We start from the raw sequence: 20,625 nt of genomic DNA, 5'->3' as shown, positions 1-20,625 counted from the left end.
GCGGTGAGGACCGCTCGAGTGTTCCTCTCCGCATCGAACCGTCCTCAGGCACGATCTGAGCGCAGCACGGATGCCTCGGGCGAGCCGACGAGCGCCCGGCGCGGCCTCGTGCGTGGCACTCCCATGGCGAGCAGGCGCTGCTCGAGCGGGTGTTTGCGCACCATGTCGGTCCAGTCCCAGCGGTCCATCGACGTCACTCGGCGGCGGAGCGCATTCTCGCGGTCCTTCTCCCGGATCACCGCACGGGCTGCGATCGCCGAGACGCGCGACTCCCCCGCCGGGACCGCGGATCCGTGGGCGCTCGCACCCGCGAGGTACTTCCCGCGACCGTCAGCCTCGCCGATGGCACGCACCGACAGCCACCAGAAGTCGACGTCCGCGGTCATCGCGAGCTCGTCGAGCCGGAACGGCTCCTGCAGAACCGGCGCCTCGAACCCGCACTCCTCGATGACGAGTCGGCTGACCGTTTCGAGCACGGTCTGGGATCGGCTCGTCGCGCGAACGAGCACGGCCTCCGTTCGGCGGCTGCCGGGATAGGGCGTCAGTCGCTCGTGCTCACCGCGCAGCCGTTCGATCGTCGTGAGCGGAGCGCGTCTCCCGCCACTCGGCACCCAGAGCGCGGCATCGACCGCGGCCAGGGCCGCGGCGAGCGTGCCCACGCGACAGGCCTGGATGAGGGCGAACTCCACAGAGGTCACGAACATGCCGCCCTGCACACTCCCGACGTCTGGCGGGCGCGGGGCCGCGACGGCGACGACACCCGGGCGACGATGACCGGTCGGGCCTTCGGCGAGCACGCAGACGTCGCGCGGCCATCGGCCGTAGCTCGGCAACCCGAGGAGCGCGAGCGCTGAGAACCCCGTGAACACCGGTGCCCGCATGCTCTCGGCCGCAGCAGAGACGAGATGGGTGTGACGGAGTTCATCTCGGCGCCACTCCGGTGTTCCGAGCGGAGGCGCGTCGACGTAGACGCCCCGCCTCACGCGGACGATTCGACGAGCGGCGACGTCGGCGGCGAGAATTCGCTGCAGTCCTGCCTCACGCACGTCGGCGAACCGGATGAGGCCGTTGGGCAGCCTGGGAAGTTCCATCCGCCAAGGCTCCCCGGTCCGGACGCCCTCGCTCCCGGATCGAGCATCTTGCCGAGCAACCACGCCCGCCGACCGCCTGTGCAGAACGAGTCGCCGCATCGAGCGAGGACGGTTCTGCACACCGAGTGAGCCTCGGCGCGACCTCACCGCGCCGAAGCTCCCTCCACGCGCGGCAGCCGCTCGGGGCGGGGCGGGCGCGGTCAGCGACGCGGGGCGTAGCCGCGCAGCCAGCGGGTGATCGCCGCATAGGCGGCGGTGCGCACGGGCTCCCGCGAGAGGAACACGTCGTGCAGCGCGCCGTCGATGCGGGCGACCGTCACCTCGGGTCCGAGGCGAAGGGTGCGCTCCGCGATCTCGTCGACGACGAGCACGATGTCCGATGCGCGCATGGCCTCGTCCCACCGGGGCAGCAGCGTCGACCGCTTCGAGAGCAGCGTGAGCACGGGCGCGCCGACGTCGATGCGCCCGGCCACCTTCGCGTGCCCGGCGAGGATGCCGGTGAGCCAGGCGGGGTGCACCGTGAATCCGCGGTCGGGCCGCCACTCGTGCGAGTACTCCCACTCGCCGCCGAACTCCTTCGCGACGGTGCGCGTGTAGAAGCCGAGATCCACGTTCGGCATCGGTCCGAGCGGGTTCACGCGTGCGCCCCATCCGATGACGGGCGCGAGTGCGGCGCGCCCGGCGCTGCTCAGCTGGAACTCCAGCCACGGACTGTTCAGCACGAGGGCCGCCGCCCGTCCGGGGTTGCGCGCCGACCAGAGGCTCAGCGTGAGGCCCCCGGTCGAGTGCCCGAGCAGCAGGAGCGACCGGGCGGATGCCGCGGCTCCGCGCCCGTGGCCCATGACCTCGAGTGCCGCCTCGATGTCCTCGTCGTACGTGGCGAGGTCGGTGACGAACCCGGGCGTCTGCCCCGACCTGAGGCTGCGCCCATACTTGCGCAGGTCGAGCGCGAAGAACCGCGCGCCGGCACCGGACCAATAGCGTGCGAGCTCGGGGTTGAAGAAGTAGTCGCTCCAGCCGTGCACGTAGAGCACGTCGATTCCGGATGCCGCGCCGCGCCGCAGCGGCCAGCGGAACCCGGGATCGTGCCGCACGAGCGTCGCGACGACCTCGCCCTCGTCGTCGGCGCCGAGGGGCAGGGTGCGCTGCTCGAAGCCCGGTCCGAGCACGTCTGGACGCCAGCGCTCATCGTGCTGCTCGGCTGCGCGCTCGTCATGCTGCTCGGCAGGTCGGTCGGCCACGACACCTCCCCCGGGGTCTCGGTGCGCCCAGCCTATCGTCGGCGCCGCGGTCGACCGAGGGTCACCGACTCCGACGCTCAGCCGCCCGCGGTGGGCGGGCCGACGAACAGCAGGGCGAGGACCGCCCCGGCGAGCATCGACGGGCCGAACGGGATCGAGCCGCGCAGCGTGACGCGCCGGAGCGCGAGCCCGGTGATCGCCAGGATGCCGCCGATGACGAACGCGGCGAGCAGACCGATGATCCACGCGGTCACGCCGAACCAGCCGAGCACGAGCCCGATGAGCAGCGCGAGCTTCACGTCGCCCATGCCCATGGCGCCGGGCGAGATCAGGGCGAGCAGCAGGTAGACGGCGAACATCGCGGCCGCGCCGACGAGCGAGGACACCACGAAGGCCGAGCGGCCGGTGAGCGCCAGCGGCACCACGAGCAGCAGCAGGGCGACCACGCCGAGCGTCGGGAAGACGACCGCGTTCGGCAGGCGGTGCTCGATGAGGTCGATTAGCGAGAGCACGGTCGCCGAGGCCGCGAACACGAGCAGGGCGGGCAGCAGCAGCCACAGCCCGAACCGCAGCGCGAGGAGGCCGAACGTGATCGCCGTGACGACGGCGGCCGAGACGCGAACGGTGCGCAGCGACGACGCCGGGCTCCGCAGCGACGACGCCGGGCTCTGCAGCGATCGCCGCACCCAGCCCGTCAGCGGCCACCACCCGAGCACCCAGCCGAGCGCGGCGGCGAGCAGTGCGATCACCGCGAACGCGACGGCGGTCGAGGTCTCGGGCGGCACGTCGAGCAGCGTAGCGGCTCGCCACGCTCAGGCGCGGGCATCGTGCACAGGTCGCGCCGCGGCATCCGCCCGTCGTCGAGCTCGAGCCGAGCGGCAGCGCAAGCGACGGACCCGACCGGAGCCGACCCGACTGACCCGACCGACCCGGCCGGCCCAGCCCTACCCCTCGGCGCGCGAGACCTGCACCATGTCGTCGCGGGGCACGACCTTGATGCGCACACGACCGTCGGCCTCGCCGAGCGAACGCTCGTGCTGGTCGAGGCGGTGCCATCCGTCGAGGTCGGTGTAGGCGATGCCGCGTGAGTCGAGCAGCTCGAGCACCGACTCCTCGGAGGGCGACTCGGGGGTCCACCAGTTGCCGAGGTCGTTGATGACGTGCTTGATCGTCTCCATGGCGTCGGACTTCGTGTGCCCGATGAGGCCGACGGGGCCGCGCTTGATCCAGCCGGTGGCGTAGACGCCGTACATCTGGCGCGATTCGCCGGTCTCGGGGTCGCGCGTGAGCACCTGGCCCTCGTGGTTCGGGATCACGCCGAGCTGCTCGTCGAAGGGCACGCCGGAGAGCTGGGATCCGAAGTAGCCGACGGCCCGGTAGACGGCCTGCACCGGGATCTCGCGGATCTCCCCGGTGCCGACGACCCCGCCGGCGCCGTCGGACCTCGTGCGCTCCCAGCGGATCGCGCCGACCCGGCCGGTGCCGTCGTCGACGATCTCGAGCGGCTTGGCGAAGAAGTGCAGGTGCAGGCGACGGCTCGCCTCGCCGACCGACCGCTGCCGCCACTGCTGCAGCACCTTGTCGATCACGAAGACCTGCTTGTTGCCGGCGACCGCCGCGCGTGCCGCGTCGTCGTACTCGAAGTCCTCGTCGTGCACGATCATGTCGACGTCGCGCAGCTCGCCGAGCTCGCGCAGCTCGAGCGGCGTGAACTTGACGGATGTCGGTCCGCGGCGTCCGAACACGTGCACGTCGGTGACGGGCGATGCCGTGAGGCCTGCGGCGACGTTGTCGGGGATCTCGGTGACCATCAGGTCCTCGACGTGCTTGGCGAGGATGCGGGAGACATCGAGCGCGACGTTGCCGTTGCCGATGACGGCGACCTCGCGGGCCTCGAGCGGCCAGGTGCGCGGCACGTCGGGGTGCCCGTCGAACCAGCTGACGAACTCCGCCGCGCCGTACGACCCGTCGAGTGCGATGCCCGGCAGGTTGAGCGAGGCGTCCTTCACGGCCCCCGTGGCGAAGATGACCGCGTTGTAGTGGTGCTTGAGGTCCTCGAGCGTGACGTCTTCACCGAAGCGCACGTTGCCGAAGATGCGGATGTCGCCGCGGTCGAGCACCTCGCGGAGGGCCGTGATGATGCCCTTGATGCGCGGGTGGTCGGGGGCGACGCCGTAGCGCACCAGACCGTAGGGCGCCGGGAGGTGATCGAACAGGTCGATCGAGACGTCGAAGTTGCGCTCGGCCTTCAGCAGGATGTCGGCGGCGTAGATGCCCGCCGGCCCGGCACCGACGATCGCGAGTCGAAGCTTGTTCCTGGTCACGGTGCTCGATCCTCCATCGGAATTCGGATGCCGGTGCGCCCGTCGAGCGCCCGTCGCCCTGCGTCAGCTCGCCCGGTCGACGACCGTCTCGGCGAAGCGGATCAGCGCCTTCTTCACGGTGCCCTCTGGCAGGGGCGCGAGCGCCTCGACGGCCTCGCGGGCCCAGCGGTGCGCCTCGTCGAGGGTGGCCTTGGTGGCCGCGTGGTCGCGCAGCTCGGCGACGATCGCGTCGACGGTCTCGCGCGAGGGCACGATGCGCGAGGCGAGCGTGTTCGTGTCGTGGGGGTCGCCGGCGTCTGCCGGGTCGACCAGCACCATCACGTCGCGTTCGATGCGCCGGAGCAGGTCGGCCGACGCGGCATCGGTCTTCGCGAGCTCTGCGAGGCGCAGCACCGGCAACGTGACGACGCCGGCGCGGAGGTCGGTGCCCGGCACCTTGCCCGTGGTCTCGGGCTGCGGCGAGAGGTCGATCACGTCGTCGATGAGCTGGAACGCGATGCCGATCTTCTCGCCGAACTCGACGACCGGGGCCTCGTAGGCGGGGTCGGCGCCCGAGAACACGAGCCCGGACTGCGCGGCCGCGGCGATGAGCGAGCCGGTCTTGTCGGCGAGCACCTGGATGTAGTGCTCGATGGGGTCGTCGCCCTCGCCCGGCCCGACGGTCTCGTGCAGCTGCCCGAGCACGAGGCGCTCGAAGGTGCCGGCCTGCATGCGGATGGCGCGCTCGCCGAGCTCGGCCATCAGCTGGCTCGCACGGGCGAAGAGCAGGTCTCCGGTGAGGATCGCGACCGAGTTGCCCCAGACGGTCTGCGCGCTCGGCACGCCGCGCCGCCGCTCGGAGTCGTCCATGACGTCGTCGTGGTAGAGCGAGCCGAGGTGCGTGATCTCAATCGCCTCGGCGGCCGTCACGACGTCGTCGGTGATGCCCGCGCCGAGCTGCGCGGTGAGCAGCGTCAGCATGGGGCGCACGCGCTTGCCGCCCGCGTCGAGCAGGTAGCGGGTCGAGGCATCCGCGATCGAATCGGCGAAGCTGACTTCACGGACGAGACCCGCTTCGACCCGATCGATGCCGTCGTCGATGGCCTTCGCCATCGCCTTGTCGGCGGTCGACGCGAACAGGCGCTCGCTCAGACCGAGGTTGGCAGCGAGCGCTGAGCCGCGACGCACGACCGGATGGCTCGGATTCACGTCTCCGAGTCTATCGGGGTGGACCTGTGCGCCCGGTCGACGCCGCATCCACGGCGAGCCCCCGGGTTGGACACGCCGGCGATTGCCCTCGATGGGCGCCCTTCCGGCTCAGGCCAGCGGCATGCGCGCCCGTGCGAAGACTCAGGCCAGCGGCTTGCGCGCCCGGTGCAGGGCGACGATGCCGCCCGTGAGGTTGCGCCACGCGACATCGGTGTAGCCGACGCTGCGGATCAGCGCCGCGAGCTCCGGCTGCTCGGGCCACGCGTCGATCGACTCGTTGAGATAGTCGTAGGCGTCGTCGTTCGAGCTCGACAGGCGCACGAGCGTCGGCATCAGGTACCGCTGGTAGGCGTGGTAGCCGGTGCGGATGATCGGCGCGGGCGGATGCGAGAACTCGCAGATCACGAGGCGACCGCCAGGCTTGGTCACGCGCAGGAACTCGGCGAGCGCCTTCTCGGGCCCGTTCACGTTGCGCAGGCCGAACGAGATCGTCACGGCGTCGAACTCGTCGTCGCCGAAGGGCAGGTTCGTGGCGTCGGCCTCGACGAACACCAGGTTGGCCACGTGCTCCTGCCGCGCACGGCCGACCTCGATCATGCCGGGCGAGAAGTCGGCGGCGACGACGGAGGCCCCGGATGCGGCCAGGCTCGCGCTCGACGTGCCGGTGCCCGCCGCGACGTCGAGGATGCGCTCGCCGGGCTTCGGCGCGACGGCGCGCGTGGTCGCGACGCGCCAGAGCGGCGCATTGCCCATGGAGAGCACGGTGTTGGTGCGGTCGTACCGGGCGGCGACCCGGTCGAACATCGCCGAAACCTGGCCGGGATCCTTGCCGAGATCTGCGCGCGTCATCCTTCGATCCTAGGCCGCCGATGCAGCGCATGCGCTGGGAAGCATGCGGCGGAATGCCCACGGGCCCGCGCGCGTTGGGCCTCGTGGGCCGGTGAATCCGGCCCGCACCGCCCACCGAGCACGAGGAGCACGCATGCAGGCCATCTGGAACGGCACGGTCATCGCCGAGTCCGACGACACGGTCGTCGTCGAGGGCAACCACTACTTCCCCCGCGAGTCGATCGTCGACGCGCACTTCGCCTCGAGCGAGAACCGCAGCGTCTGCCCCTGGAAGGGCACCGCGAGCTACTTCCACGTCGACGTCGACGGATCGCGCAACCCGAACGCCGCCTGGTTCTACCCGACGCCGCACGAGGCCGCATCGGAGATCGCCGGCCACGTCGCCTTCTGGCGGGGCGTCGAGGTCGTCGAGGCCTGAGCCCCTCGCCTCCGGTTCCGGCGAGGCCAGGCGACGGCGCGCAGGGATTCGCGGTCGCCTCCTTCCCAGACCCGCGGTCGTAGGCTGATCCGGTGACGAACACGGATGCCGCCCTCGAGCGCTCCCGGTCGCGCCTCGTGGTGCGAACCGAGCCGGTCGACGAACTCGCCCCCCTCATCCCCCGCGCCGACCCGCGGCATCCGCTGCTCTGGATGCGCCGGGGCGAGGGCATCGTCGGCCTCGGCGAGACGTTGCGCATCGAGACGTCCGGCGTCGACCGCGTCGCCGACGCCGCGGCCGTCTGGACCGAACTCTCGGCCGACGCCGACATCGACGACCGCGTCGGACTGCCCGGCACCGGGCTCGTCGCCTTCGGGGCCTTCGCGTTCGCCGACGAGTCGGCGTCGACGAGCGTGCTCATCGTGCCCGAGCTCGTGCTCGGCCGCCGCGACGGCCGCGCCTGGGTCACCCGCATCGCACTGGCCGAGCGGCCCGCCGAGACGGATGCCGACGCAGACGACGACGCCGACCTCGCCGGTGCCGGCACGGAGGACGACGCGGATGCCGCGGCATCCGGGTCGCTCGAGATCCCCGAGCCTGCGCCTCGCCGTCGCGTGCCGCGCGTCACGTTCGAGCCGGGCGCGGTGCCGCCCGAGCGCTACGAGGCCGCCGTCGCCGAGGCCGTGCGCCGCATCGACGGCGGCGAGCTCGCGAAGGTCGTGCTCGCGCGCGAGCTCGTTGGCGAGCTGCATGAAGAGGACGGCCTGCGGGCCACGATCCACCGGCTCGCCGAGGACTACCCCGACACGTGGGTGTTCGCCGTCGACGGCCTCATCGGCGCGAGCCCCGAGACGCTCGTGCGCGTCGACCACGGCACGGTCTCGGCCCGTGTGCTGGCCGGCACGACGTCGCGGGGTGCCGGCGAGGCGTCCGACCGCGAGCGCGCCGTCGCCCTGACCGAGTCGGCCAAGGACCGGGCCGAGCACGCGCTGGCTGTGGCGAGCGCGGTCAAGCGCCTCGAGCCGCACACGGCCCGCCTCGACGCGAGCCCCGAGCCGTTCACCCTGCAGCTGCCGAACCTCTGGCATCTCGCGACCGACCTCAAGGGCACCCTGGGCGACGGATCGAGCGCGCTCGACCTCGTGCGCGCCGTGCATCCGACGGCCGCGGTGGCCGGCACCCCGCGCCGGGTCGCCCTCTCGGTGCTCGCCGAGCTCGAGGGCTTCGACCGCGGACGCTACGCGGGCCCGGTCGGCTGGGTCGACGGCGACGGCGACGGCGAGTGGGCGATCGCGCTGCGGTGCGCGCAGATCGACGTCGACGGCACCGTGCGCGCCTACGCCGGCTGCGGCATCGTGCACGACTCCGTGCCGGCCGACGAGCTCGCCGAGACCGACATGAAGTTCCGCCCGATCGTCGAGGCGTTCGGCGGGTAGGCGCCGGGACGCGGTCGTCAGCTCGCCGCGAGCCTCGCCTTCTGCTCCTCGACGTCGTAGTCGGCCTTCGGCCAGTCGAGGTCCATGCGCTCGAGCGCGTCGGTGAGCAGGTGCTGCACGACCAGCCGCGCGTACCACTTGCGATTCGCGGGGATCACGTACCACGGGGCATCCGCCGTCGCGGTGTGGTCGAATGCCGCCTGGTAGGCCTGCTGGTAGTCGCCCCAGAGCAGTCGTTCGTCGATGTCGCCGGGATTGAACTTCCAGTGCTTGTCGGGCCGCTCGAGGCGGTCGTGCAGGCGCTCGCGCTGCTCGTCGGGCGAGATGTGCAGCATGACCTTGATGACGGTCGTGCCGGTGCCGGTGAGCTCGCGCTCGAAGTCGTTGATGGCGCCGTACCGGCGTTCGATCTCCTCGGGCGAGGCGAACCCGCGCACTCTCGCGATGAGCACGTCCTCGTAGTGCGACCGGTCGAACACGCCGATGAGGCCGGGACCCGGCACCTGCTTGTGGATGCGCCAGAGGAAGTCGTGCGCGAGCTCCTCCTCGGTCGGCTTCTTGAAGCTCGCCAGCTGCACGCCCTGCGGATCGACCGAGCCCATCACGTGCTTGACGATGCCGCCCTTGCCCGCCGTGTCCATGGCCTGCAGCACGAGCAGGATGCGGCGCTCGTCGCCGCCCATGCGGCTGCTCGCGAAGAGCTGCTCCTGCAGGTCGTCGAGTCGGGCGAGCCCCGCGGAGAGGGCCCGGGCGCCCGCGGCCTTGTCTCCCTCGAACCCGGGCGAGGAGCCCGGGTCGACGTCGGCCAGGCGGAACCCCGGGTCGACGCGCAGCAGTTCGAGCGGGTCGGCGGTCCAGTGCGGCGCGTGATTCATGCGGCTCCCCTCGCGCGACGCGGCGCCGCGCAGGCCTCCATACTGTCGAGCGAGCGGATGCCGCGGCAAGGCCCGGCTGCGTCGGCGCGCACGTGGGATCGTCGCCGGCCCGCGACATCCGCTCGTCCGGCGGCCGAGATGGGCGACGCGACTCAGCGCGGCAGCGGCACCTCGAGCAGGGTCGGGCCGTCGACGGGCGCCCCGAGCGCGTCGCTCAGCTCGCCGCGGGTGGTGGCCCTCGCGTAACCCCAGCCGTAGGCAGTGGCGAGCGCCGCGAGGTCGACCGCCTGCGGCGTGTACTGCACGCGGTCGAACGCCTCGGACTCGGCGGAGCCCGCGACCTCGAGCGCGTCGAAGATGGTGCCGCCACCGTCGTTGCCGACGATGACCTGCAGTCGGGGGCGCGCCTCGCCTGCGCCGAGCAGCAGCGAGCCGACGTCGTGCAGCAGGGTGAGGTCGCCGATCACGGCGCGCGTGACGCCGCCGCTCGCGATGGCGATGCCGAGGGCGGTCGCGACGGTGCCGTCGATGCCCGCGAGTCCGCGGTTCGCGTGCACGGTGATGCGGCGGCCGGTGACCGCGCGATCAGCGTCGCGGATCAGCCGGGATGCGCCGAACACGAGCCGGTCGTGCGGCCAGGTCGCCGCCCAGACGGCGTCGACGAGCATGCGCCGCGACACGGGTTCGCGCACAGCCGCGAGCTGGGCCTTCATGTACTCGCGCTGCGCCGCGTAGTCGGAGACGTGGCCCGTCTCGTCGACGCCGCTCATGAGCCCGAGGGTCTGCGGGAGCCCGGCGTCGACGATCGACCGGCTCGCGTGCACCCAGCGTCCGAGCCATTCGCGGGCGGCCGGCGGCAACGGGGCGGGCTGCGGTTCGGCGCGCACCGCGCGCTCGAACCGCCGGACGCGCCGGCCCGGGTTGTACCACTCGATGCCGGAGGGGGCGACGACGATCGACTCCACGTCGCGTCGCTGCACGAGCGCCGGGACCTCGCGCGACAGCGTCGGATGCCCGAAGACCACGACGCGCTCGATGCGGTCGCCGAATCCCGGTTCGTTCAGGAGCTCGCGGGACGCGACGACGAGGTTCGGTCCGAATCGGGCGCCGCTCGTGACCTCGGCGAGCAGCGGCCACCCGCCGTCGCGCGCGAACTGCTCGGCGACGGGGCCCGCGCCGGCTCCGGCGACGACCACCGTGCGAGGGCCGGCCGCGATGAGCGCCCCCTTCGGTGGTGTCTCGGCAGAGGGGGCGACGGAGCCGGCGGATGCCGCGGCGGCCGTCGCGCCGGTCGCCGCTGCCGTGACCGGGTCGCCGGGGTCGGCCGTCGGCGCCTCGTCGACGTGCACGGGCGTCGAGAGCGGCTCGGTCAGCTGCAGGTTCAGGTGCACGGGGCCCGGACCCGGATGCGGCGCCGGCACCCCGCGGTCGTCGCGCCCGAGCGAGACGGCCACCGCGACGCGCGCGAGTCGCGTCGCGGCGGCGAGCTCGGCCGGGTCGCCGACCGGCGCAGGCACGTCGCGCTCGAGGCGCACGGCACCGGCGAAGATGCCGGGCTGCACGGTGGTCTGGTTCGAGCGGATGCCGCGGAGTTCGACGGGGCGGTCGGCCGAGCAGACGATGAGCGGCACCCCGGAGTGGTGCGCCTCGAGCACGGCCGGATGCAGGTTCGCGACCGCGGTGCCCGACGTGACGACGACGACCGACGGACGCCCCGACTCGACCGCGAGGCCGAGCGCGAGGAACCCGGCGCTGCGCTCGTCGATGCGAACGTGCAGCCGGATCGCGCCGACCCGCTCGAGCTCGGCCGCGACGAGCGCGAACGCCTGCGACCGCGAGCCCGGGGCCACGACGACGTCGCGGACGCCCGCACGCACGAAACCGGTGAGCAGGGCGAGGGCGGCGGCGGTCGCCGGGCTGCGGTCGTGCGGGGTCGGACCTGCGCCCGACGGCTCAGCCATTCGGTCGGCCGGAGGCTCCAGCCTCGCCGGGGGCGTCGGGACCGTCGTGGTGCTTCGGCTCGTGGGGTTCGTGCGGTTCGTGGGGCTCGCCCTTCGGGCCGCCCTTCTTCGAGCCGCCCTTCTTGCCGTCGTCGCCGTCGAGGTCGGCGAGTTCCTGCTCGAGACGGCGGATGCGCTCGTCCTGCTCGGCGTCGGCCCGCAGCCCGCGGAGGAAGTCGGGGTCGTCATCGGGCGCGATCGGCCCCTTGCCGCCCTGGCGGTAGGCTCGGCCGCGGCCGATGATGAACCAGAGGATCGCGCCGATCACCGGGATGAGCACGACGATCGCGACCCACCAGCCCCGGCTCACACCTCGGATGCGGGAACGATCGAAGAACGCGCAGTCGAAGATCGCGTAGATCCAGAAGATCACGGCGGCGATGCCGACGACGAACCAGACCCGTAACATCTCGCCAGTCTAGGCGTGTGCGGGGCGATCCGGCTGGGAGTGCGCACAGGCAGCCAGACCTACACTTGCATGGTGAAGTCCGTGCCCGTCTGGATCTGGTACACCGCCCTGCGCATCGCGCTGTTCGCGGTGCCCCTCATCGTGTTGCTCGTCGCCGGTGTGCCCGGCTGGATCGCCGCCCTCGTGGCCGCACTGTTCGGGCTGAGCGCGTCGCTCATCTTCCTGCGCCGCCCTCGCGAGTCGATGTCGAACGACCTGTACGAAGCGCGTCACCGCGAGACCCCGCTGGTGCACGAGGACGACGCCGAAGAGGATGCCGCGGTCGACGCCGCACCGGCGCAGCCGTCCGCCCGCGCAGCGCACGACGGCCCCTCCGCCGAGACCACCCGCGACTGACCGCGGGCCGCTTGCGGCATCCGCACGCTCGCAGCCGCGGGCGCTCGCATGACCGACCCGGGCCGCCTGCGGCATCCGCACGCCCCTCGCCGTGGCCTCAGAGCGCGATCGCGAGCCCCAAGCCGATGCCGTAGAGGAGCGCGGTGAAGCTCGCGAGCTGCAGTGCGAGGATCAGCTCGCGCGGCGTCTTCGCGGTGACCACGATGAGGCACGCCGGCAGGGCCAGCAGCAGCGCGAAGAACACGAGCACCGCGGTCGGGTAGAACAGCGCGAGCGCGCCGACGATGCCGAACGGCGCGAGCATGAACACGACGAACAGGATGCGGCCGGCGATCGGCCCGACGAGCACCGCGAGCGTGCGCTTGCCCGCCAGGCGGTCCTGATCGACGTCGCGCAGGTTGTTGGCCATGAGCACGGCACAGGCGAGCAGGCCGACGCCGATGCCGCCGAGCCAGGCCTCGAGGTTGACGCTCAGCGCCTGCACGAACGCAGAGCCGGCGGTCGCGACGAGGCCGAAGAACACGAACACGAAGAGCTCGCCGAGACCCGCGTAGCCGTAGGGGCGCTTGCCGCCGGTGTAGAACCAGGCCGCGACGATCGCGACCGCGCCGACCGCGATCAGCCACCACTGCTGCGTGATGACCGTGAGGGCCAGGCCCGCGAGCGCGGCGATGCCGAAGAAGGCGAGGGCCACGGCGAGCACGACCTTCGGGTTCACGAGACCCGACGCGGTGAGGCGAGCGGGGCCGACCCGATGGTCGTCGGTGCCGCGGATGCCGTCGGAGTAGTCGTTGGCGTAGTTCACGCCGATCTGCAGCGCGAGCGCGACGACCAGCGCGAGCGCGAAGCGCGTCGGATGCCACTGGCCGTCGACGACGGCGATGGAGCCCGCACCCGTGCCGAGCGCGACGGGCGCGATGGCGAGCGGGAGCGTGCGCAGGCGCGCACCTGCGATCCAGTCGCCGGGGGTCAGGCGCGTGCGCGCCGCGCGTTCGGGGCCGGCCTTCGCAGCCGCGGCGGCCCGCGCCGGATTGCCGGACCGACCGACGGTGGTCTGGCGCCGCTTGGGGTCGGCCTGGTTCATGCGCTGGGGTTTCGGGCGTGCCACACGAACATGCTAGTTCGCCGTTCCTATGACCCGGCTTCGCGTGCGAGGAGGGCGGCGAGCGCTCGCCGGTCGGGCTTTCCCGAGGCGAGGTGCGGCATGCGTTCGAGCACGAGCAGGCGCACCGGGCGGGCGGCGGGCGGCAGCCCGGCGGCGTCGGTCACGGCGGCGAGGGCTGCGACGGTGACGTCGGTGGTGACGGATGCCGCGGCATCCGCTCGCTCGACGACGACCGCCGGGCGTTCACCCCATTCGGCATCGGCCACGGCGAGCACGACGGCGGCCTCGAGCCCCGAGACGGCGCGGACCGCCCGCTCGACCTCGCCGAGCGCGACCTTGACGCCGCCCGAGATGATCACGTCGTCGGCGCGGCCCGTGATGCGCAGCCGTTCGATCGGTTGATGGTCGGGGTTCGGTTCGGGCACGAGCCCCCCGAGGTCGCCCGTGCGATACCACCGCGTGCCATCGGCGTCGGTCGTGAACGCGGCGGCCGTGCGCTCGGGATCGTCGAGGTAGCCGCTCGCGAGCATCGGGCCGCTGAGCTGCACCTCGCCGTCGACCACGCGCACGCCGACGCCGGTCAGCGGCTGCCCGTCGTAGACGCAGCCGCCGGCCGTCTCGCTCGAGCCGTAGGTGCGGTGCACGTGCGCGCCGAACTCGCGGGCGCGCTCGACGAGGCCCGCCGGCGCGGCCTGCCCGCCGAGGAGGATGCGGTCGAACGACCCGAGGGCGGTGCGCGCCGACCGGTCGTGCTCGGCGGCCTCGACGAGGCGAGCGAGCTGCACCGGAACGAGGGAGGTGAACCACGGATGGTCGGGGTCGAGCGTGCGCGCGGCCTCGACGAATGCCGCAGGGGTGAACCCGCCCTGCGGCAGCACGACGGGAGCGGTGCCCGCGAGGATCGAGCGCACGAGCACCTGGGCTCCCGCGATGTACGTGGCCGGCAGGGCGAGCAGCCACTGGCCGCGCTGCCCGCCGAACCACTGCTCGGTCGCATGGGCGCTCGCCCGCAGCGCGTGCCCCGAGAGCATGACGCGCTTCGGGGCATCCGTGGACCCGCTCGTCTCGACGACGAGGGCGACCTCGGCGGGCACGAAGGCGGCGATGAGGTCGTCTTGGGAGGGCTCGGCATCACCGGGAACCGGCAGCACGGCGAGCGCGGCCTCGTCGAAGAGCACCGCCTCGCGCAACTGGGCGAGCAGTGCCGCAGTGTCGCCGGCGGCAACCCTGATGAGGGGTTTCCGGCCGCTCACCGTAACCCGCTCGACCGGTCAGCGGTAACCGGCATCAGTAATGCCAGGGGTAGGGGCCCCAGTCGGGGTCGCGCTTCTCGAGGAACGAGTCGCGGCCCTCGACGGCCTCGTCGGTGCCGTAGGCCAGCCTCGTCGCCTCGCCCGCGAACACCTGCTGGCCGACCATGCCGTCGTCGACCGCGTTGAACGCGAACTTCAGCATGCGGATCGCCGTGGGCGACTTCGTGAGGATCGTGCGCGCCATCGCGATCGCCTCGCGCTCGAGCTCGGCATGCGGCACGACGCGATTCACGGCGCCCATCTCGTAGGCGCGATCGGCCGAGTACTCCTCGGCGAGGAAGAACACCTCCCGGGCGAACTTCTGCCCGATCTGGCGGGCGAAGTACGCCGACCCGTAGCCGGCGTCGAAGCTGCCGACATCCGCATCGGTCTGCTTGAAGCGCCCGTGCTCACGGCTCGCGATGGTGAGGTCGCAGACGACGTGCAGCGAGTGCCCGCCGCCGGCAGCCCAACCGGGCACGACCGCGATGACGACCTTCGGCATGAAGCGGATGAGCCGCTGCACCTCGAGGATGTGCAGGCGACCCGTGCTCGCCGCGGCAGCGGGGTCGCGCACGACCTCGGCCTCGTCGGCGGAGTACTGGTAGCCGTCGCGCCCCCGGATGCGCTGGTCGCCGCCCGAGCAGAACGCCCAGCCGCCGTCCTTCGCACTCGGGCCGTTGCCCGTCAGCAGCACGACGCCGATACGCGGGTTCGTGCGCGCGTCTTCGAGGGCCCGGTAGAGCTCGTCGACCGTGTGCGGCCGGAAGGCGTTGCGCACCTCCGGCCGATGGAACGCGATGCGGGCGATGCGCCCGTCGGTCGAGTGGTGGTAGGTGATGTCGCTGAGCCCCGCGTCACCGGCGACGGCGGATGCCGCGTCGACCCACTCGCTCGCATCGAACAGTTCGGAAACGCTCACCTCTCCAGCCTAACGACCCGCCGTCGTACGCACGGCGACACAGATCCGCGCCCCGTCGCGCGCGCCCCCTACCCTTGGAACGTGACCACGACTTCGCGCGCCCTCGGCGCCTCCGCAGCCCTGTTCCTCGCACTGGCCCTCGCCGCGTGCGCGCCCTCCGACGGGGGCGGTGCAGAGGAGTCGGCCCCCTCGGCCTCGGCCTCGGCCGATGCGAACGCCGACGGCGGCGACTGCGCCGGCGTCGAGGTCGTCGTCGAGCTGGCCGAGGGGCTCGACCTCGCCGACTCGCCCGCGGGCGTCACGTGCGTCGAGGCCGATGCGCCGATCGCCGCGAGCGACGCCGTCGCCGAGGCCGGCCTCACCACCGAGGGCACCGAGGAGTACGGCGACCAGGTCATCTGCCGCGTCAACGGCGTGCCCGCCGAGGACTTCGCGCTCACCGCCGACGACGGCTCCGACTACTTCGAGACCTGCGCCTCGATGCCGGCCGCGTTCGCCTACTGGTCGCTCTGGACCAAGCCGGTCGACGGCGAGTGGGGCTACGCCCAGGAGGGCCTGTCCACGCTGCAGGTGCAGCCGGGCGAGAGCCTCGCGCTCCTCTTCACGGTGAACGACGAGCCGGCCGCCCCGAGCGAATGACCCGGCAGTCAGGCGCCGCGCAGTGATCATGCGACCCGCTCCCCTCCGCGCCTCGGCCTTCATCGCCGCGGGGTTCATCGGGGTCCGGGTCGCCTACCGCGTGCTCTTCCACGGTGCCGACGGGTCGGGCCCGGTCGTGCTGCCGTTGCCCGAGATCCCGCTCCCCCGGCCGTTCTCGCACGTCGTGCTGCTCGGCCCGGCAACCCTCGACGGGCTCGCGGATGCCGCGCTCAGCGCGGTGCCGATCGCGCTCGCGATCCTCGCGTTCGGCGTGCTGAACGCGGTGCTCGACGTGCCTCGGCTGCTGGCGCGGGGCGCCCGGCGCGGACCGCTCCGCGGCATCGCGCGCACCCTCGCGGTCGCCTGGGCCGGACTCCCGGCGCTCGCCGACGCCGTACGCCGGGTGCGGTTCGCACAGCGCCTGCGGGGCGAACGCGGCGGGCCAAGACTGCTCGCGCCGGTGCTCGAACGCACGCTCGAGCGAGCGACCTCCGTGGCCGCGGCGCTCGAGCTGCGCGGGCTCGCGGGGCATCCGGTCAACGGGGTCTGCGAACGCCCCGTCGAGGCGCGAGACGTGGCGATCCTGCACCGCGATGCGGGTGCCGTCGGCGCCCGTGCCGCCGGCGCCGTGGGCGCCGTTGCTGATCCTGCTGCCGCCGCAACCGTCGTCGTGCCCTCGCTCGAACTCGAGCCCGGCACGCTGACGCTCGTCACGGGCGCGACCGGCAGCGGCAAGTCCACACTGCTCCGAGCGATCGCCGGCCTGCACGCGCACCTCGACGGCGGCACCGTGCACGGCGAGCTGATCGTGGTCGGCCACGACCGCGGACTCACCCCGCCACGCGACACCGCCCGCACCGTCGGCGTCGTGCTGCAGCATCCGCGCGAGGGGTTCGCCACCGAGCGGGTCGACGACGAGATCGGCCTCGCGCTCGAACTGCGCGGCGTCGACCCGGTCATCGTCAGGGCGCGCGTCGACGAGATCGCGGCGCGCATCGGCATCCGGCCCCTGCTCGGCCGCCAGTTGCGCGGCCTGTCCGCCGGAGAGGCGACCCTCGTCGCGATCGCGGCGGCCATCGCCGAGCACCCCATCGTGCTGCTGGTCGACGAGCCGCTCGCCGACCTCGACGTCGCGTTCCGTGCGCGCATCGTCGACCTGCTCGACGCGCTCGCGCACGATGCGGGCATCTGCGTGATCGTCGCCGAGCATCGTCAGGCCGAGTTCGCGGCGGTCGCCGACGAGCGCGTCGACGTGTCGGGCGGAATCGCGCTCGTGCTCGCGGGTGATGCCGCGGACGCGCCGCTCGCATCCGAGGGCCGTTCCGGCGGCGAGGCGCCCGACCTCGCGACGGATCCCCAAACCGGGCTGCCACCACGCTCCCCCGGCATCCGCGGAGACGTCGTGCTCCGCGCCCGCGACGTGACGGTGGTGCACGGCGCGAGCCCGGCGGTCGACGCGGCGAGCCTCGACCTCTCGGCCGGGCAGGTCGTGGCCCTCACCGGACCGAACGGCGCCGGAAAGTCCAGCCTCCTCGTCGCCCTGGCGACGGGCCATGACGGCGTGACGACGGTCCGCGCCGCCACGACGCCCGGCGCCCGGCCGCTCGAGGGCGTCACGCGACAGGACGTCGTCCCGAGGCGAGGCCTGCAGCGGAGCACGCGACGCGAGCGGCGCCACGGCGACATCGCCCTCGTGCCCGACGCCTCCGACGACCTCTTCGCTGCGACGACGGTGGCCGCGGAGTGCGCGCGAACCGACCGCAGGGCGCGACTGGCCCGCGACACGACGCGCGGCCGACTGGCCTCGTTCCTCGGGCTCGAGGCCGACTCGCCCGCATTCGCGGAACGCCTGGCTCGGCATCCGCGCGACCTCTCCCTCGGCGAGCGCCGCTGCCTCGCGATCGCCGTCCAGTCGGCGAACTCCCCCGCGGTGCTGCTCGTCGACGAGCCGACCCGAGGGCTCGATGCCGGGGCGCGCACGCTCGTCGGCGCTGCCCTCCGCCGGGCCGCCGACGGTGGTGCGGCGGTGCTCGTCGCCACGCACGATGCCGAGTTCGTCGGGGCCATCGCCGATCGCGAACTGCCGATGGCCGGCGGCCGCCTCGGCGAGCCGCGTGCCGCGGGGACGCCGGTTGCGCCCCGAACCCGCCCCGAGCCGCACCTGGCGTCCCCGCCGACACGCGCGTCCAGCCCGGCCACCCTCACGTCATCGGCAGTTCCTGTCGCGGGGACGCCAATCGCGGCCCGACCTGATCCCGAGCCGCACCGAGCGGCCCCGGCGGCACCGGCTCCCGCGGGAACCGGCCGGACACGCGGCATCCGCTCGGCCGCACTCGCCCTGACCGCGGCGAACCTCGTCGCCCTCGCCGCCTTCACCTGGCCGCTCGTCGCGGCCGCACTGCCGTCGCAGGCGAGCGCCGCAGCCCCCGTCGCGGCGCTCGCGCTCGCCCCGCTGGCCGCCGTGGTCGTGCTCGCCGCCCTCGACGGCTCGGTGCGCAGCGCGCACACGCTCGCCCTGCTCGGAACCCTCGCCGCGATCGGTGCCGCCGTGCGCATCGTCGGCACGGGCGTCGGCGGCGTCGAGGCCGTGTTCATCCTGCTGATCCTCGCGGGGCGCGCGTTCGGGCCGCGCTTCGGACTGCTGCTCGGCCTGCTCACGATCGCGCTCTCGACGATCGTGACCGGCACGTTCGGGCCGTGGACCCCGTTCCAGATGTTCGCCTGCGCCTGGGTCGGCGCCGGCGCCGGGCTGCTCCCCCGGCGGTTCCCTGGACGACGCGGCGGGCGGATGCCGCGGCGCGCCGAGATCGCCATGCTCGCCGTCTACGGCGTGCTCGCCTCGTACGCCTTCGGCCTCATCATGAACCTCTGGTTCTGGCCGTTCGCGGTGGGTACCGGATCGGGCATCTCCTACGAGGCCGGAGCCCCACTCGGGCAGAACCTCTCGAGCTTCCTGCTGTACTCGCTCGTGACCTCGTCGATCACGTGGGACACCCTGCGGGCGGTCACGACCGTCATCGGCCTCGTCGTGATCGGCTCGGCCGTGCTCGCCGCGTTCCGGCGCGCCAAGCCCGTCGGGCCCGGCGCATCCGGCGTCCCGGGTCCGTCGGCGCGCGCCGGCGGCGCTTCGACGAGCCCCTTCGTCAGCGCTTCGACGAGGCGTTGACGGCGTCCGAGTCGCCCACGTAACCGGCATCGCCGGCATCGCCGGCGGTGTCGCCCGCATCCGCAGCCTCGGCAGCCTCGACGCCTTCGGCGGCCGCGCCATCGCCCGCCGCGACGGCCCGCACGCGGTCGCCGCGGGTCTTGAGCAGGCTCGCCGCGGTCGCGACCGCGACGGTGGCGCCGATGAACAGCAGCGAGAACCAGATCGGGATCTCGGGGGCCCAGAGCATGGGCTCGCCGCCATTGACGAACGGCAGCTCGTTGACGTGCATGGCGTGCAGCACGAGCTTCACGCCGATGAACGCGAGGATGACGGCGAGGCCCTGCGCGAGATACACGAGGCGCTCGAGCAGCCCGCCGATGAGGAAGTAGAGCTGGCGCAGGCCCATGAGCGCGAACGCGTTCGCCGTGAAGACGAGGTACGCCTCCTCGGTCAGGCCGTAGATCGCCGGGATCGAGTCGACGGCGAAGACCAGGTCGACGAAGCCGATCGCGATGATCGTCAGCATCATCGGGGTGACGAACCGGCGCCCGCCCTTGCGAACCGTCAGGCGATCACCGTCGTACTCGTCGCTGACGGGCAGGACGCGTCGCACCAGGCGCATGAACCGGCCCTGCGACGGATCGCTCTCGTGGCCGCTGAACGCCTGGCGGTACGCGAGCACGAGCAGGAGGGCGCCGAAGAGGTAGAAGACCCAGGAGAAGTTCTCGATCAGGGTCGCACCGACCGCGATGAAGATGCCGCGCAGGATCAGCGCGATCACGATGCCGATCATCAGCACCTTCTGCTGGTAGATCTTCGGCACCGCGAAGCCGGTCATCACGATGAGGAACACGAAGAGGTTGTCGATCGACAGCGCCTTCTCGGTGAGGTAGCCGGCGAAGTACTCGCCGCCGTACGTCCAGCCCGAGACCACGCCGACGCCGACGCCGAACAGCACGGCGAGGCCGATGTAGAACGCCGACCACCGGGCCGATTCACCGATGGACGGCTCGTGCGGCTTGCGCACGTGCGCGAAGAACTCGTACACGAAGAAGGCGATCGTGACGGCGATCGTGATGATCCACACGAGGGGGGTGACGTTCAACGGGTGCTCCAGACCTTGGCGTCGCTGATGGACGTCAAGGTCTTCTCCATCCTCGTGAACGAGGACCGGTGGCCCGGGATGCGCCCTGCATCCGTAATGACGGGCCGGCCGTGCCGGAGTACTCCCCTTGGACTTGCGAGCCTACGGGTGCCTGCCGATTCCTTCCTGAGAAGGCGCCGTGTTCGCC

18 protein-coding genes are annotated in these 20,625 nt (G+C 72.7%); 5 read left to right on the top strand and 13 right to left on the bottom strand.

What is annotated here, in order from left to right; genetic code table 11:
* Window positions 1-44: 44 nt before the first annotated feature.
* The 6 genes from ASE68_RS02660 to ASE68_RS02635 all read right to left on the bottom strand — a co-directional run bounded on the left by ASE68_RS02660 (window position 45) and on the right by ASE68_RS02635 (window position 6,693).
* Entirely contained in the window at window positions 45-1,091 is a 1,047-nt protein-coding gene (locus ASE68_RS02660) for a hypothetical protein (RefSeq protein WP_055854925.1), read from the bottom strand.
* 200 nt (window positions 1,092-1,291) lie between these two features.
* Complete coding sequence (locus tag ASE68_RS02655) at window positions 1,292-2,332, bottom strand: alpha/beta hydrolase (protein ID WP_082461905.1); 1,041 nt, start codon at window positions 2,330-2,332, stop codon at window positions 1,292-1,294.
* Between the two features lie 77 nt (window positions 2,333-2,409).
* Window positions 2,410-3,117: an A24 family peptidase gene (locus ASE68_RS02650; RefSeq protein ID WP_055854924.1), complete on the bottom strand. Its 708-nt coding sequence runs from the start codon at window positions 3,115-3,117 to the stop codon at window positions 2,410-2,412.
* Between the two features lie 159 nt (window positions 3,118-3,276).
* Window positions 3,277-4,656 (bottom strand): FAD-dependent oxidoreductase, encoded by a 1,380-nt coding sequence (locus ASE68_RS02645; RefSeq protein ID WP_055854922.1) that lies wholly within the window; start codon window positions 4,654-4,656, stop codon window positions 3,277-3,279.
* A 63-nt stretch (window positions 4,657-4,719) separates the two neighbouring features.
* Complete coding sequence (locus ASE68_RS02640) at window positions 4,720-5,844, bottom strand: polyprenyl synthetase family protein (protein ID WP_055854920.1); 1,125 nt, start codon at window positions 5,842-5,844, stop codon at window positions 4,720-4,722.
* A 141-nt stretch (window positions 5,845-5,985) separates the two neighbouring features.
* Window positions 5,986-6,693, bottom strand: a complete 708-nt coding sequence (locus ASE68_RS02635; RefSeq protein WP_055854919.1) for a class I SAM-dependent methyltransferase — start codon at window positions 6,691-6,693, stop codon at window positions 5,986-5,988.
* Window positions 6,694-6,826: 133 nt separating this feature from the next.
* On the opposite strand from ASE68_RS02635, the gene ASE68_RS02630 reads away from it, so the two are divergent.
* The gene (locus ASE68_RS02630) at window positions 6,827-7,111 is read left to right on the top strand and encodes a DUF427 domain-containing protein (RefSeq protein ID WP_055854916.1); all 285 of its coding nucleotides are present in this window, start codon (window positions 6,827-6,829) and stop codon (window positions 7,109-7,111) included.
* Window positions 7,112-7,203: 92 nt separating this feature from the next.
* Window positions 7,204-8,547: an isochorismate synthase MenF gene (locus ASE68_RS02625; protein ID WP_055854915.1), complete on the top strand. Its 1,344-nt coding sequence runs from the start codon at window positions 7,204-7,206 to the stop codon at window positions 8,545-8,547.
* Between the two features lie 17 nt (window positions 8,548-8,564).
* Here the strand turns inward: ASE68_RS02625 and ASE68_RS02620 are convergent, their stop codons facing one another.
* The 3 genes from ASE68_RS02620 to ASE68_RS02610 all read right to left on the bottom strand — a co-directional run bounded on the left by ASE68_RS02620 (window position 8,565) and on the right by ASE68_RS02610 (window position 11,831).
* Window positions 8,565-9,422: a polyphosphate kinase 2 family protein gene (locus ASE68_RS02620; protein ID WP_055854913.1), complete on the bottom strand. Its 858-nt coding sequence runs from the start codon at window positions 9,420-9,422 to the stop codon at window positions 8,565-8,567.
* 152 nt (window positions 9,423-9,574) lie between these two features.
* The gene (gene menD, locus ASE68_RS02615; RefSeq protein ID WP_082461899.1) at window positions 9,575-11,383 is read right to left on the bottom strand and encodes a 2-succinyl-5-enolpyruvyl-6-hydroxy-3-cyclohexene-1-carboxylic-acid synthase; all 1,809 of its coding nucleotides are present in this window, start codon (window positions 11,381-11,383) and stop codon (window positions 9,575-9,577) included.
* The gene (locus ASE68_RS02610; RefSeq protein ID WP_082461896.1) at window positions 11,376-11,831 is read right to left on the bottom strand and encodes a PLD nuclease N-terminal domain-containing protein; all 456 of its coding nucleotides are present in this window, start codon (window positions 11,829-11,831) and stop codon (window positions 11,376-11,378) included. Before ASE68_RS02610 ends, menD begins: the two co-directional genes overlap by 8 nt.
* Before the next feature lie 69 nt (window positions 11,832-11,900).
* On the opposite strand from ASE68_RS02610, the gene ASE68_RS02605 reads away from it, so the two are divergent.
* The gene (locus tag ASE68_RS02605; protein WP_055854911.1) at window positions 11,901-12,227 is read left to right on the top strand and encodes a DUF4229 domain-containing protein; all 327 of its coding nucleotides are present in this window, start codon (window positions 11,901-11,903) and stop codon (window positions 12,225-12,227) included.
* 97 nt (window positions 12,228-12,324) lie between these two features.
* Here the strand turns inward: ASE68_RS02605 and ASE68_RS02600 are convergent, their stop codons facing one another.
* From ASE68_RS02600 to ASE68_RS02590, 3 genes are read right to left on the bottom strand one after another with little or no spacing between them, the layout of a single operon-like run.
* Window positions 12,325-13,335 carry a 1,4-dihydroxy-2-naphthoate polyprenyltransferase gene (locus tag ASE68_RS02600; protein ID WP_369800048.1) on the bottom strand — a complete coding sequence of 337 codons (1,011 nt, stop codon included), beginning with the start codon at window positions 13,333-13,335 and terminating at the stop codon, window positions 12,325-12,327.
* Window positions 13,336-13,358: 23 nt separating this feature from the next.
* Complete coding sequence (locus ASE68_RS02595; RefSeq protein WP_200921653.1) at window positions 13,359-14,585, bottom strand: AMP-binding protein; 1,227 nt, start codon at window positions 14,583-14,585, stop codon at window positions 13,359-13,361.
* 34 nt (window positions 14,586-14,619) lie between these two features.
* On the bottom strand, window positions 14,620-15,546 hold the full coding sequence (locus ASE68_RS02590) for a 1,4-dihydroxy-2-naphthoyl-CoA synthase (RefSeq protein WP_055854907.1): 927 nt from the start codon (window positions 15,544-15,546) through the stop codon (window positions 14,620-14,622).
* A gap of 81 nt (window positions 15,547-15,627) precedes the next feature.
* On the opposite strand from ASE68_RS02590, the gene ASE68_RS02585 reads away from it, so the two are divergent.
* Window positions 15,628-16,185, top strand: coding sequence for a hypothetical protein (locus ASE68_RS02585; RefSeq protein WP_055854905.1), 558 nt, complete (start codon window positions 15,628-15,630; stop codon window positions 16,183-16,185).
* Between the two features lie 28 nt (window positions 16,186-16,213).
* Window positions 16,214-19,351, top strand: a complete 3,138-nt coding sequence (locus ASE68_RS02580) for an ATP-binding cassette domain-containing protein (protein WP_055860559.1) — start codon at window positions 16,214-16,216, stop codon at window positions 19,349-19,351.
* On the opposite strand, the gene ASE68_RS02575 is transcribed toward ASE68_RS02580, so the two are convergent.
* Window positions 19,329-20,438, bottom strand: a complete 1,110-nt coding sequence (locus ASE68_RS02575; RefSeq protein WP_082461893.1) for a TerC family protein — start codon at window positions 20,436-20,438, stop codon at window positions 19,329-19,331. The two genes, ASE68_RS02580 and ASE68_RS02575, sit on opposite strands and share 23 nt — an antisense overlap.
* Window positions 20,439-20,625 lie beyond the last annotated feature (187 nt).

It is taken from the genome of Agromyces sp. Leaf222, assembly GCF_001421565.1.
Classification (GTDB): domain Bacteria; phylum Actinomycetota; class Actinomycetes; order Actinomycetales; family Microbacteriaceae; genus Agromyces.
The sequence above is the reverse complement of the archived record's forward strand: the minus strand, read 5'-3'. Positions and strand labels throughout refer to the sequence as shown.

Excerpts from the sequence above, each read along its gene's own strand:
- ASE68_RS02660 (WP_055854925.1), bottom strand. The coding sequence starts at position 1,091 with ATGGAACTTCCCAGGCTGCCCAACGGCCTCATCCGGTTCGCCGACGTG.
- ASE68_RS02635 (WP_055854919.1), bottom strand. The coding sequence starts at position 6,693 with ATGACGCGCGCAGATCTCGGCAAGGATCCCGGCCAGGTTTCGGCGATG.
- ASE68_RS02630 (WP_055854916.1), top strand. The coding sequence starts at position 6,827 with ATGCAGGCCATCTGGAACGGCACGGTCATCGCCGAGTCCGACGACACG.
- ASE68_RS02620 (WP_055854913.1), bottom strand. The coding sequence starts at position 9,422 with ATGAATCACGCGCCGCACTGGACCGCCGACCCGCTCGAACTGCTGCGC.
- menD (WP_082461899.1), bottom strand. The coding sequence starts at position 11,383 with ATGGCTGAGCCGTCGGGCGCAGGTCCGACCCCGCACGACCGCAGCCCG.
- ASE68_RS02610 (WP_082461896.1), bottom strand. The coding sequence starts at position 11,831 with ATGTTACGGGTCTGGTTCGTCGTCGGCATCGCCGCCGTGATCTTCTGG.
- ASE68_RS02605 (WP_055854911.1), top strand. The coding sequence starts at position 11,901 with ATGGTGAAGTCCGTGCCCGTCTGGATCTGGTACACCGCCCTGCGCATC.
- ASE68_RS02580 (WP_055860559.1), top strand. The coding sequence starts at position 16,214 with ATGCGACCCGCTCCCCTCCGCGCCTCGGCCTTCATCGCCGCGGGGTTC.